Consider the following 13,243-nt stretch of genomic DNA (forward strand, 5'->3'; position numbering starts at 1 on the left):
GACCAGCCTATTAACTGCCTAAGCAGTGAATGTGTGACACGATGTTACTGCCTAGGCAGCGAATGTCAAACGAATAGTTAGGTTGCTTGCTAATTAGCGGATAAATGGTGGGAGCCAGGCTCCCACCATTACCGTGGACGGATCAGAAATCGCGCTTGTAGAAAATATCCAGGGAGCTGGCCACGCCGCTGGCCACTTCCAGGTACACCTTCTTGCTCAGCAAATAGCGCAAGGCGATGGTGTTGGCCGGCTCGAACACCCCAACGCCATAACGCAGGCTGAGCTTCTCGGAGATCTTGCCGCTGGCCACCACGGCGGTGTTGTTGCCGCTGCCCTGGGTGTCCAGTTCAAAGTCCTGGATGCCCAGGTTCTTGGCGATGTCCGACGTGACCCCGGCACTGCCCATCAACCCAAGACCCAGTGCCGCTTCGGCCAGCATGTTGTTGTCCTCACCGTTGGTGGTGCGCGAACGCCCCAACACCAGGTACGACAATGCATCCTCTTGGGCCATGGCCGGCTCCGAGAAAATTTGCGTAGTCGGCTGCTCGGCACTGCCGCTCAGACGAATACCGGCGGTGACGGTCCGGGACGGCTCGGTGGTGATCCGCACAGCCTCGATATCCAGGAACGGCTGGTCGATCGGCCCGGCAAACAGCAATCGCGCGCGGCGCACAGTCAGGCGTTGCCCGTAGGCACGGTAGCGGCCGTCGTTGAGCCACAGTTCACCACGGGTGTCCATGTTGTCGCCGATGTGCACATGGCCTTGCAGGTTGGCGGTAAGGCCAAACCCGGCGAAGCTCAGCTTGTCCTTGCCTACCTCCACATCGATGTCCATCGCCATGGCCATCGGCGGCTTGCCCTCTTCGGTCTGGCTGCCGACGATCACCGTGTCATCCGAGACCTTGACCGTCGATGGCGGCAATTCCCGCACGGTGATCTCGCCCTTGGGAATCTGCACCTTGCCGGAGATCGCCAGCTTGTCGTTCTTCATGCTGATCTTCAGGTCGGGCGCCACCTCCAGGGCCGCGTACGGTTCCACGGTGACCGGCAGTTGCGTGCCTTGCAGCGCGATATCCACCGCCAGGGCCTGGCCCCAGTCGATCTGCCCCTTGATAGTGCCCTGCCCGGCCTTGCCGCTGCGCCAGCCGCCATTGAGCTGCACGCTTTCGCCGGCAATCAACGCCTGGATATTCAGGCCTTCAATGCTGGTGGGCAGTTCCGGGCCGGAGATTTCGCCTCCCACCAGGTCGACGCTGCCGTTGACCTGAGGCGCCAGCAGGCTGCCGCCGATTCGCCCGTTACCGTTGAGCTTGCCGTTGAGCTTTTCGACCATCGGCACAAACGGCCGGGCGACCGCAAGGTCGAGGCCGGTCAGGGTGAAGTTGCCGGTGATCGGTTTATTCTTCGCCAGCGGATTGAGCTGCGCCTGCAACAGCAATTCGCCGAGCTTGCCGCCACGGAAATTGAGCTGGGTGTCGATGCGCGTGGGGTTGAGGGTGGTTTCCAGCTTCAGCGTGTCGTAGGGGAAATCCAGCCACTGGTCCTTGTCCTTGACCCGCAGGGTACCGCCGCTGGCGTCCACCGAGACCACGCCTTTGGGGCCGCTGGCCGGCAGGTCGAGCTGCACGTCGGCATTGAGCTTGCCCTGCCAGGCGAAATCCTTGGGCAACCACTGCGCCAGGCTGTCGATCGGGAACTGCTTGAGGTGGTAACGCAGCTTCGGCTCGGGCATCAGGCGCTGGTCTTCGCCGCACAGGCTCGCCGGGCCGGAGACCCAGCAATGGGCAGCAAAGGTCAGCTTGCCGTCGGCCAGGCGTTCGATTTTCGCCGGTGCTTGCAGCTTCCAGTCCTGGCCACCGGCTTGCACATCACCGCTGGCCAAGCGCCCGCGCCAGTTGCCTTTGTCGAGATTGCCGTCCAGGGCCAAGGCCAGCTTGAGCAACGGGCCGGCCAGGTCGAGCTGGACTTTCTGGCTTTTGATATCGCCCTGGGCGCTGGCACTGAAGGTGCCGAGCTGGGTGTCACCGGCCTGGATGCCACTGCCTTTCAGGTCGACTTTGGCGCGCTGGGCATTATCCAGGTTCGCGTCCAGGGTCAGGTTTTGCAGGCGGTTATCTTCAAACGCCAGTTGCTGGCCAACCAGGTTGAGCTTGCCTTGCGGCGCTTTCAGGGTGCCGGCGACGTCGAGGCGACCATTCATCTGCCCGCGCAGTTGCGGCCAGAGCTGGGCGAGGCGCGTCAGCTTGATGTCGATCTGCCCGGCAAGGCGCTGTTGCAGGCTGCCGCTGCCATAGATGCGGTTGTCGCCGAGGCGAATGTCCAGGGTGCCGAGGGTCCATTGCTCGCCTGCGCCTTCGGCCTTGGCCTGGAGCACGGCAGGTTGGCCACGCAGACGGCCCTTGAGGTCGAGGTCGGCATTGAGCTTGAGTTGCTCGTTCTTCATTTCGCCCTTGCTGCGCAACGGGCCCGCGAGGGTGCCGGGCAACTCCGCGACCCAATACGCCGGGTTGATCGCCGACAGGTCCAGCGCCGTGTCCCAGGCGATGCCATCGGCAAATTGCAGGTTCAGGTGGCCTTCGGCCTTGCCCTGACCAGCCGCGAGTTTCAACTCGGGGAGGAACACTTGCTTGAGGTCGCCACTGAACGGGCTGGCCAGGCTGAACTTGCCCGCAGGGCCGTCGAGGTCGGCCTTGAAGTTGCCCAGATAGTTGCCGTCCTTGTAGGAAACTTCACCATTGAAGGTACGCAAGGCCACCTGGGGTTCGTCGATCACGGGGTACAGGCGATGCCACGGGAAATCCAGCCAGTCGATTTTCGCGTCGGCGCTGAAGCCTTGCTGCCAGTCCAGATTGGCACTGAGCTTGAGGCTTTGTTTGTCACCGGCATTCAAATCCAGCCCGGCGATCTGCGCGCCCTTGGCGTCGACCTTGCCTTGCAGCAGCAGGTCCACCGGGCCTTTTTCCGCGGGCAGTACGGCTTTGCCCAGCAACTGGTAACCGTTGCTCAGGTCGCCCTTGGCGGTCAGGTCCAGCTGATTGAGTTGCAGGGTATCGGGCAAATCGGCGCTGGGTTTGAAGCCGTCGGCGGTGATGTGCAACTGCGCCGGCAGGTTTTCCACCAGCGGTTGCAATTCGCCGCTGAGCTTGGCCGGCAGGTAGCCGCTGCTGTCGGCGTCGAGCTTGAGGGTCTTGAGCAAATCGCCATCGACCTTGAGCGCCAGCGTCCAGGGCGCACCGCCCGGCGCGTAAGGCAGGCTCAGGTTGCCGCTGGCGGCCAGCGGCCAATTGCCGGTGGGTTGCAGCAGGCCGGACAGGTCAAGGACCAAACCGTCCCGTTGCAGGTGCACCGAATCGATCTGCATCCCGGCGGCAGTCCAGTGCGCCGCCAGCTGCAGGCCCTGGAGCTCTTCGCTGCCATTGAACAGCAGGCTGCCAACGCGGATGTCACCCAACTGAAGGGCGACCGGCAGTTTCAGGTCCGGCAGGGTAATCGGGCCGCTGCTTTCTTCGGTGCCGGGTGGAAATTGCAGGCTCACCTGCTCCACATCCAGTTGGTTGATGCACAAGGTCATGCGCATCAAACAGGCCGGCGACCAGTCGAACTTTGGCGACTGAAGCTCCACGCGGCTGCTGTCCTGCTGCCATAACAGATGGTCGGCACTCCACTGCCCGGCCAGGCGACCCTGGAAATTCTCCACGGTCAAACCCGGCACCTGGCCCAGCACCCACCGGCTGCCGGCTTGGGTACCCAGCACCGTCCACAGTGCCAGCACTATCACCGCGAGGACCGCCAGAATGGCCAGCCCCGCTATTTTCAAACCACGCATCACAGCTCAGGCCCCATGGAAAAGTGCAAACGAATGCCGCCCGGATCTTCGAGGGCATGGGCCAGGTCGAGGCGGATCGGGCCAACCGGCGACACCCAGCGCACACCCACACCCACGCCGGTTTTCAGGCTTGGCATTTCCAGGGTGTTGAACGAGTTGCCTTGGTCGATAAAGGTCGCGATCCGCCATTTTTCGGCGATGGAATATTGGTACTCGGCGCTCAGGGCCACCATGTAGCGGCCGCCGATGCGGTCGCCGCGATCATTTTCCGGGGACAGGGTCTGGTACTCGTAACCCCGCACGCTCTGGTCGCCACCGGCAAAAAAGCGCAACGACGGTGGCACGGATTTGTAGCCGTTGGTGGCACTGCCACCAAACTGCGCCCGGGCCAGGAAGCGGTGGTTGTCCCACAGGGTGGTCAAGCCCTTGATGGTCGCCGTGCCGTAAAGCAGGTTGGTGTCGGAACCCAGGCCTTCCTTGGCGACCTTGGCGTCGAACAGCAGGCGATAGCCGTTGTGCGGGTCGATGCGGTTGTCGCTGCGCAGGTAGGAATAACTGATGCCGGGCATCAGCAGCGTACTCAGGCCCGAGTCGTTGCCCAGGCGATATTCTTCGCGCTGCCATTTGAGCGAGATCACCCGCGTCCAGCCGCTGGGCAACTTGCTGTGCCACTCGGGGCCGAGGGTGAGCAGTTTACTCAGGGTGTCGGTGTTGGCGATTTCTTCATTCTGGTAGCCGCCGGCAAAGCGCAATTTGTCGGTCAGTGGCGGGTCCATGGGAATGTCGTACCACAACCCGACGTTCTGCCGAGGCGCGGAAAGCTCGGCTTCCCAGCCATAACTGTGGCCCTGGGGGTTGACCCAGTGGCGCGTCCAGTTGGCCTTGCCCCGCGGGCCGACATCGGTCGAGTAACCGAGGCCCAGGCCCATGGTGCGCGGCTTGCGGGTTTCCAGTTGCACGGCCACCGGGATCACGTCATTGGTCGAGGCCGCCGGGGCGGCGTCCACGCGCACGCCTTCGAAAAAGCCGCTGGATTGCAGGTTCTGGTTGAGTTCGGCGATCAGTTCGGAGTCGTAAGGCGCGCCGCTCTTGAACGGCACCATGCGTTGCAGCAGGTCTTCATCAAACGGCGTGTCGCCGGCAAAGCTGACCTTGCCCAAGGTGTAGCGTGGGCCACTGTCGTAAATGAGTTCGATATCGGCCACCCCCGCCTTGGGGTCGACCGAGAGTTTCTGGCTGGTAAAGCGCCCGCTGAAAAAGCCGTAGCGTGACGCCTGGTTCTGGATGACGCGCTTGGCGTCTTCGTAGTTGCCGTGGTTGAGCACGGCGCCGGATTTGAGTTGGTCGCTGGCGGGCACGCGAAAGGCCTTGAGGTCGGCGGCCTGGCCGTCGACCCGAATGGTCACATTGCGCAAATGCACCGGTTCGCCGGGGTCGATGGTGAGGATCAGGCGCGGGTTCTTGCCGCCCTTCACATCGCTGGCAATCTGCGGTTGGTAGTAGCCCAGCGCCTGGGCGGCCTTGCGGGCTTGCTCCTCGGCGCCACGGCTGAACCGCAGCAGGGCTTCTTCGTCACGATCGCCGACCCCGCCGATATAGCCTTCGATGTTGGCTTTCAACGCGTCGTTTGAAGGCTTGATGCGCACATCCAATTCGCTTTGCGCCAAGGCGCTGCAGCTCGTGAACAGCAGAATCAAGCCGCTGGTAAATCTTCCTGGAAACTTCATAGGCCGGGATGCTACACGAGCTTGGGAGCGAGTTAGAACCCGGATTTGTCTGAATAATTCTGTCTTAAACCGTTGCAGCCTGTAACACCTGCGGATTTGCGTGAAAGAACACGTGTTCCAGTACCGGTCCTACAGCGACCTCGCCGATCTCTTCATAGCCCTGGCGCTTATAGAATTCCAGATAGCGAGAATTCCCCGTGTCCAGCACCACGCCCGAGGAATGCGGGTCTTCGGCGCACCAGTTGTGCACCGCTTCCAGCAGTTGCTCACCGTAGTGCTTGCCCTGGAATTGCGGGTGAATCCCCAGCAACGGCAGCACATGCACCGAATCCGAGGGCAGGCACGCCAGCACTGCCTGATGGTATTCCAGATAACGCCGGGTACCGCGCACACCGGTACTCAGCCACATGCGCAACTGCCAGGCCCAGCTTTCGGTGATGCCCAGGCGGCGGGTCGGTGGCGCGATCAGGGCGATGCCGATCAGCCGGTCGTTGACCAACAGGCCAATCGCCGGGAGTTTCTGGAAGAAGTGCTGCTTGACCAGTTCACGCACCGTGGCGCGCACCCGCTGTTCGTAGCCGGGACGTTCGGCTTCGAAGATGTAGGCGAACGTCGGCTCATGGCGATAGGCCTGGTACAACAGCGAACGGGCTTCGCGGGAATAGCCGCTGTCGAGCATGTGGATCTGGGCGATGGCAGTCGAGGTGTCAGGCATAACAGTGAATCTCCCCTGGGCGCTGACTCAAAAGGTCGCGCTCTTGTTATTACGAACGTCTGCGGCACTGTTTCGTTCAGTGTAGCCACCGGACGCCGCTTCGTAGCCCAAGCAGCCTTGTGCCTCGGCAGCTGCTACAAGGCTGGCTCCCGTCCTACATTGTCGGCTAGCATCGCCCTTTTGCCAGACTGGACCGCCGACCATGAAAATCGTGTCTTTCAATATCAACGGGCTGCGCGCCCGCCCTCATCAGCTGGCGGCACTGATCGAGAAACACCAGCCGGACGTGATCGGCCTGCAGGAAACCAAGGTCCACGACGACCAGTTCCCGCTGGATGAGATCAAGGCCCTCGGCTATCACGTGTATTACCACGGGCAGAAAGGCCACTACGGTGTTGCCCTGCTCTCGCGCCACGAACCGCTGGCGCTGCACAAAGGCTTTGCCAGTGACGAAGAAGACGCCCAGCGCCGGTTTATCTGGGGCACCTTCGCCGACGCCAACGGCAACCCGATTACCATCATGAACGGCTATTTCCCACAGGGCGAAAGCCGCGACCACCCCACCAAGTTCCCGGCCAAGCAGCGCTTCTACGAGGACCTGCAAACCCTCCTGGAGTCGCAGTTCAGCAATGAACAGGCCGTGGTGGTAATGGGGGATGTGAATATTTCCCCGGAAGACTGCGACATCGGCATCGGTGCCGACAACGCCAAGCGCTGGCTGAAGACCGGCAAGTGCAGCTTCCTGCCGGAAGAACGCGAGTGGATGGCCCGCCTGAAGAACTGGGGCCTGGTGGACAGCTTCCGCCACCTCAACCCGGATGTGGCAGACCGCTTCAGCTGGTTCGATTACCGCAGCCGTGGTTTTGAAGACGAGCCAAAGCGCGGGCTGCGAATCGACGTGATCCTGGCTTCCCAGGGCTTGTTGCCCCGGGTGAAGGATGCCGGTGTGGACTATGACCTGCGCGGTATGGAAAAACCCTCCGATCATGCACCGATCTGGCTGGAATTGAGCTGATTTCTTAACAGCAGCGCCGTTAAATGTGGGAGCGGGCTTGCTCGCGAATACGGAGTGTCAGTCACCGGATACGTCGACTGACACACTGTATTCGCGAGCAAGCCCGCTCCCACACTTTTTGACGGCGTGATGCCGGTCATATTGCTGAAACCTCTCTGACTTAATCTCGCGGCACTCCCTTTGGCTTGAGAAGGTGCCGGCATGATGCTGCGCGTTCTATCCCTGCTGGCCCTGCTCAGCGCATTTCCCCTCGCCGCTTTTTCCACCCCACTGCCCTTCCCCGAACATGGCCCGGCCTTGCGCATCCAGGGTTCCAACACCATCGGCGCGGCGCTTGGCCCGGCGCTGGTCAAGGGGCTGATGGAGCAACAGGGGTTGCAAGCGGTGCACAGCGAGCCATCTGACCAGGCCAACGAACAGCACATCGTCGGCAAGACTCGCCAGGGCCAGAAGGTGACGGTGGAAGTGGCGGCCCATGGTTCCAGCACCGGGTTCGCAGCCCTGAAAAACGCCAGCGCCGACCTCGCGGCGTCTTCCCGGCCGATCAAGGACAGCGAACTGGTGGACCTCGAAGCCCTCGGCGACCTGAAAAGCCCCGACGCCGAACAGGTCATCGCCATTGACGGGCTGGCGATCATCCTCAACCCACGCAACCCGTTGGGGACGTTGAATACCGCGCAACTGGCGCAGATCTTCAGCGGCGAAGTCTCGACCTGGGAACAACTGGGCGGCATCGGTGGCCAGATTCACCTGTACGCGCGGGATGATCAATCCGGCACCTATGACACCTTCAAGGAACTGGTGCTCAGCCGGCGCGGCAAGTCGTTGGATGGCAGCGCCAAGCGCTTCGAATCCAGCGAGCAGTTGTCGGATGCTGTCAGCCATGACCCCCAGGGCATCGGTTTTATCGGATTGCCCTATGTGCGCCAGGCCAAGGCGGTGGCCATCGTCGATGGCGACTCGCAGCCGATGCTGCCGCTGAACAGCTTGATCGCCACCGAGGACTACCCGCTGTCACGCCGGTTGTTCTTCTACCTGCCACCTGTTGCACAAAACCCCTGGGCCAAGGCCCTGGTGGACTTTGCACAAAGCAGCAAGGGCCAGGCGATCGTCGCCGCCAACGGTTTTATCGCACAGCAGGTGCAGGCCATGGCGGTGGAGCCACGGGCGCCGATGCCCGGGGATTACCAGGCGATTGCCCGACAAGCGCAGCGCCTGACGGTGAATTTCCGGTTTGAGGAAGGCAGTGCCAGCCTCGACAACAAGGCGCGCCAGGACCTGATGCGGGTAGTGGCTTATATAAAGAGCCACGGCAAGCTGGACAAGCAGGTGACGCTGGTAGGGTTTGGGGATGCCAAGAGTGATGCGCAACGGGCGGCGCTATTGTCGAAGTTGCGGGCGATGGCGGTGCGCCGGGAACTGGTTAAAAGCGGCGTGGTGCTGAGGGACATTCAGGGGTTCGGTGCCGAGATGCCGGTGGCGGCAAATACGGCAGATGAGGGACGGATCAAGAACCGGCGGGTGGAGGTCTGGGTGTATTGAGGACGCGGAGCGTCCGGGGCAGCATTCCCACGCAGAGCGTGGGAACGATCAACTGGCCTCATCGCGGCAAGCCCGGCTCCCACAGTTGGCTGCATTCCCCTGTGGGAGCTGGCTTGCCTGCGATGAAGACACCTCGGTTTTACTGCCCGCTGCGCATCATTTCCCGCGGCACATACTTGCCGATCTCGAACTTGCCGATTGCTGCGCGGTGCACTTCGTCCGGGCCATCGGCCAGGCGCAGGGTGCGCTGCATGGCGTACATGTAGGCCAGCGGGAAGTCATTGGATACGCCGGCGCCACCGTGGATCTGGATAGCGCGATCGATCACCCTCAACGCCACGTTCGGCGCCACCACCTTGATCTGGGCGATTTCGCTTTTCGCGACCTTGTTGCCCACGGTGTCCATCATGTAGGCAGCTTTCAGGGTCAGCAGGCGCGCCATGTCGATTTCCATCCGCGAGTCGGCGATCTTGTCGATATTGCCACCCAGGCGGGCCAGCGGCTTGCCGAAGGCGGTACGGCTGACGGAACGCTTGCACATCAGTTCCAGCGCGCGCTCGGCCATGCCGATGGAACGCATGCAGTGGTGAATACGGCCCGGACCAAGGCGCCCCTGGGCAATTTCAAAGCCCCGGCCTTCGCCCAGCAGGACGTTTTCATACGGCACGCGGACGTTTTCAAACAGCACTTCGGCGTGGCCATGGGGTGCGTCGTCGTAGCCGAACACCGGCAGCGGGCGCACGATCTTCACACCGGGCGCATCCACCGGTACCAGGATCATCGAGTGCTGCTGGTGACGCGGCGCATCCGGGTTGCTCAGGCCCATGAAGATCAGGATCTTGCAGCGCGGGTCACAGGCGCCGGAGGTCCACCATTTTTTACCGTTGATCACCCACTCGTCGCCGTCGCGTTCTGCACGGGCGGCCATGTTGGTGGCGTCGGAGGAAGCCACGTCCGGCTCGGTCATGGCAAATGCCGAGCGGATTTCGCCGCGCAGCAGCGGTTCGAGCCAGCGCTGTTTTTGCTCTTCGTTGGCGTAGCGCACCAGCACTTCCATGTTGCCGGTATCCGGTGCCGAGCAATTGAACGGCTCCGGCCCCAGCAAGGAGCGGCCCATGATTTCGGCCAGGGGCGCGTATTCCAGGTTGGTGAGGCCGGCGCCCAATTCGGATTCCGGCAGGAACAGGTTCCACAGGCCTTCGGCTTTAGCCTTGAGCTTCAACTCTTCCATGATGGCGGTGGGCTGCCAGCGGTCACCTTCGGCAACCTGGCGTTCGAACACAGGCTCGGCCGGGTAGACGTAGGCATCCATGAACGCGGTGACGCGTTCACGCAGTTCCTGAACCTTGGGCGAATAGGCGAAATCCATGGGCAGCACCTTCTCAATGGAGGTTGTTGAGGTCATGAATCGATGCTAGAACAGCGTTGATAATTTACCTAGCCTATTCTCGGCGTGTATTAACATTCATCACCGATATATGATCGGCGTATGGACACCTAACAATAAGAGCGCAGCGAAATGAATCTGAGCAAGGTCGACCTCAACCTCTTCATCGTCTTTGACGCGATCTACACCGAAGCCAATCTGACCCGCGCCGGGCAGATTGTCGGGATTACTCAACCTGCGGTGTCGAACGCTCTGGCCCGCCTGCGGGAGACCTTCAACGACCCGCTGTTCGTGCGCACAGCCCAAGGCATGGTGCCCACACCCATGGCCCAGAACATCATTGGCCCGGTGCGTAACGCGCTGTCGCTGCTGCGGGTGTCGGTACAGGAAAGCCGGATCTTCAACCCGCAACAGGCGGCCAAGACCTACCGCATCAGCATGACCGACCTCACCGAAGCGGTGATTCTGCCGCCGCTGTTCCAGCGCCTGCGCCGCCTGGCACCGACGGTGGTAATCGAGAGCTTCCTGTCCAAGCGCCGGGAAACCACCAAGGAACTGGCGGCCGGTCGCCTGGACTTTGCCGTGGATGCGCCGCTCAACACCGACCCGCAAGTGCGCCACGTCAAGCTCATGGAAGACCGCTACGTGTGCGCCATGCGCAAGGGCCATCCGATGGCGGGCAAGGACAAACTGACGCTGGATGACTACCTGTCGCTGACCCACATTCATATCTCCAGCCGGCGCAACGGCCTGGGCCATGTCGACCTGGCGCTGGGCAAGATGGGCCTGCAACGCAAGATCGCCCTGCGCTCCCAGCACTACCTGATGGCCTCGCAGGTGCTGCAGCAAACCGACATGGTAATGACCGTGCCGGAGCGCTTCGCACGGCGCCATGAACTGCACTGGTTCAACCTGCCGGTGAATGATGTGCCGATGGTGGAAACCCATCTGTACTGGCATGAAAGCACCGACCAGGATCCGGCCAACCGCTGGATGCGCGAGCAGATGATCGAGTTGTGCCAGCAGGTGACGGCCCATGAGAAGAAGCTGGACAAACTGTAGGAGCGAGCTTGACGTTAACGTCAACCAGCCATTAGCTTAACGCTCAAGACACTCCTTGAGCGCCCTCATGAGCACGACCTACAGCATCTCCGACCTCGCCCGCGAGCTCGACATCACCACCCGCGCCATTCGCTTCTATGAAGAACAAGGCCTGCTGTCCCCGGAACGCCGGGGCCAGGAGCGCATTTATTCGCCCCGCGACAAAGTCAGCCTGAAGCTGATCCTGCGGGGCAAGCGCATCGGTTTTTCCCTGGCCGAGTGCCGGGAACTGATCGAACTCTACGACCCTACCAGCGGCAACCAGAAACAGCTGCACAGCATGCTGGCGAAAATCGCCGAGCGCCGCGAGCAGCTGGAACAACAGTTGCTCGACATCGAACAGATGAAGCTCGAACTGGACACCGCCGAAGAGCGTTGCATCCAGGCGCTGGAACAGACCATTCAGGGCCAGGTTGGCCATTCATAAAAGGTAGCTGCCATGTCCCTCCCCTCTCATGTGCGCCTGGTGGAAGTGGGCCCCCGCGACGGCCTGCAGAATGAAGCGCAACCCATCAGCGTCGCCGACAAGGTGCAATTGGTGGACGCCCTGAGTGCCGCCGGCCTGGGTTACATCGAAGTCGGCAGTTTTGTGTCGCCCAAATGGGTACCGCAGATGGCCGGGTCGGCCGAGGTGTTTGCGCAGATCCAGCGCAAGCCGGGCGTGACCTATGGCGCGCTGGCGCCAAACCTGCGGGGCTTTGAAGATGCACTGGCGGCGGGCGTAAAAGAAGTGGCCGTATTTGCGGCGGCTTCCGAGGCGTTTTCCCAGCGCAATATCAACTGCTCCATCAGCGAAAGCCTGGAACGCTTCGTGCCGATCATGGACGCGGCCAGGCAGCACGGTGTGAGCGTGCGGGGTTATGTGTCGTGTGTGTTGGGGTGCCCTTATGAAGGTCAGGTCTCGCCGGAACAGGTCGCGGCAGTCGCTCGCGAGCTGTTCGCCATGGGCTGCTATGAGGTGTCCCTGGGCGACACGATTGGCACCGGCACTGCAGGCGCAACACGCCGGATGTTCGAGGTGGTCGGCGCGCAGGTGCCACGGGACAAGCTGGCCGGGCACTTCCATGACACCTATGGCCAGGCCATCGCCAATATCTACGCCAGCCTTGAGGAAGGTATCCAGGTGTTCGACAGCTCTATTGCGGGCCTCGGCGGGTGCCCCTATGCCAAGGGGGCCAGCGGTAACGTTGCCACTGAAGATGTGTTGTACCTGCTCAATGGCTTGGGCATCGAGACAGGTATCGACATGGACAAGCTGATTCTGGCGGGTCAGCAGATTTGTACGGTACTCGGCCGCCCCACCGGTTCGCGCGTGGCGAAGGCTCGCAGCGCCGGCTGAGTAGTGCGCTTGTGACGATGTGTTACCTCGCGGCTACACATCGGGTAACACGGGAACATATTTTGTCGCATTTCCTGAAGGAAATTTCTCACCAAAAAATCAAGGCATTGATTTTAAAGGACTTTATAAAGTTGGCACGGCTTCTGCTATGTCTATTGCATAACAAGAATAAAAAGCACCAAACCTAATAAAAATAAGACGTAACGACTCTGACATAACAAAAACAACACGGCAGAGACGCAGCTAACAGATTTTTTTGGAGAAGATGTGCTTCGCAGGGTACGGCTTGCCGAAACCCGCAACCGGATAGAGAAGAACAAAAAACTACCTCAAGGTAGCTACCCACTGGTTGGATCGCGTGCGAAGAAGCAGATCAGCGCTCAAAAAAATACGTTTGCTCTTGACCCCGGATGGGGGTCGCCAAAAACAGCGGTAAAGGGCCACGGTTGCCAAAAACAACAATAGACCGCCCCTCAATAATAAAAAAAGAGCACGCAACGACAAATTAAAGGGGACCTTCGGGTCCCCTTTGTGCTTTCTCGGGGAGGGTGATTTGCGTGTATATCCGTTTTTTGGGTGATGGCTGAGATT

Annotated in this window: 9 protein-coding genes; 5 read left to right on the forward strand and 4 right to left on the reverse strand. The window is 61.2% G+C overall.

Features of this window, described 5'->3' with window-relative positions:
• Positions 1 to 142 precede the first annotated feature (142 nt).
• The 3 genes from HX869_RS16085 to HX869_RS16095 form a co-directional block, all read right to left on the reverse strand.
• Entirely contained in the window at positions 143 to 3,826 is a 3,684-nt protein-coding gene (locus HX869_RS16085) for a translocation/assembly module TamB domain-containing protein (RefSeq protein WP_178903329.1), read from the reverse strand.
• A complete protein-coding gene (locus tag HX869_RS16090; RefSeq protein ID WP_102605509.1) occupies positions 3,826 to 5,553 on the reverse strand; it encodes an autotransporter assembly complex family protein in 1,728 nt (575 codons plus the stop codon). The genes HX869_RS16085 and HX869_RS16090 overlap by 1 nt, the downstream gene beginning before the upstream one ends.
• Positions 5,554 to 5,617: 64 nt before the next feature.
• The gene (locus tag HX869_RS16095) at positions 5,618 to 6,268 is read right to left on the reverse strand and encodes an N-acetyltransferase (RefSeq protein WP_003211798.1); all 651 of its coding nucleotides are present in this window, start codon (positions 6,266 to 6,268) and stop codon (positions 5,618 to 5,620) included.
• 202 nt (positions 6,269 to 6,470) lie between these two features.
• Here HX869_RS16095 and xthA point away from each other — a divergent pair, with 202 nt between their 5' ends.
• Positions 6,471 to 7,283, forward strand: coding sequence for an exodeoxyribonuclease III (gene xthA, locus HX869_RS16100; protein ID WP_178903330.1), 813 nt, complete (start codon positions 6,471 to 6,473; stop codon positions 7,281 to 7,283).
• A 201-nt stretch (positions 7,284 to 7,484) separates the two neighbouring features.
• Positions 7,485 to 8,825, forward strand: coding sequence for a substrate-binding domain-containing protein (locus tag HX869_RS16105; protein WP_003211801.1), 1,341 nt, complete (start codon positions 7,485 to 7,487; stop codon positions 8,823 to 8,825).
• A gap of 139 nt (positions 8,826 to 8,964) precedes the next feature.
• Here HX869_RS16105 and HX869_RS16110 read toward each other — a convergent pair whose 3' ends face one another.
• Positions 8,965 to 10,194, reverse strand: coding sequence for an acyl-CoA dehydrogenase (locus HX869_RS16110; protein ID WP_003211803.1), 1,230 nt, complete (start codon positions 10,192 to 10,194; stop codon positions 8,965 to 8,967).
• 150 nt (positions 10,195 to 10,344) lie between these two features.
• Here HX869_RS16110 and HX869_RS16115 point away from each other — a divergent pair, with 150 nt between their 5' ends.
• The 3 genes from HX869_RS16115 to HX869_RS16125 all read left to right on the forward strand — a co-directional run bounded on the left by HX869_RS16115 (position 10,345) and on the right by HX869_RS16125 (position 12,652).
• The gene (locus HX869_RS16115; protein ID WP_003211805.1) at positions 10,345 to 11,274 is read left to right on the forward strand and encodes a LysR family transcriptional regulator; all 930 of its coding nucleotides are present in this window, start codon (positions 10,345 to 10,347) and stop codon (positions 11,272 to 11,274) included.
• Positions 11,275 to 11,341: 67 nt separating this feature from the next.
• On the forward strand, positions 11,342 to 11,740 hold the full coding sequence (locus HX869_RS16120) for a MerR family DNA-binding transcriptional regulator (RefSeq protein WP_102369517.1): 399 nt from the start codon (positions 11,342 to 11,344) through the stop codon (positions 11,738 to 11,740).
• Positions 11,741 to 11,752: 12 nt separating this feature from the next.
• Positions 11,753 to 12,652: a hydroxymethylglutaryl-CoA lyase gene (locus tag HX869_RS16125; RefSeq protein ID WP_178903331.1), complete on the forward strand. Its 900-nt coding sequence runs from the start codon at positions 11,753 to 11,755 to the stop codon at positions 12,650 to 12,652.
• Positions 12,653 to 13,243: the final 591 nt, after the last annotated feature.

The sequence above is a fragment of the Pseudomonas sp. P7779 genome (assembly GCF_013386315.1).
In the GTDB taxonomy this organism is placed as follows: domain Bacteria; phylum Pseudomonadota; class Gammaproteobacteria; order Pseudomonadales; family Pseudomonadaceae; genus Aquipseudomonas.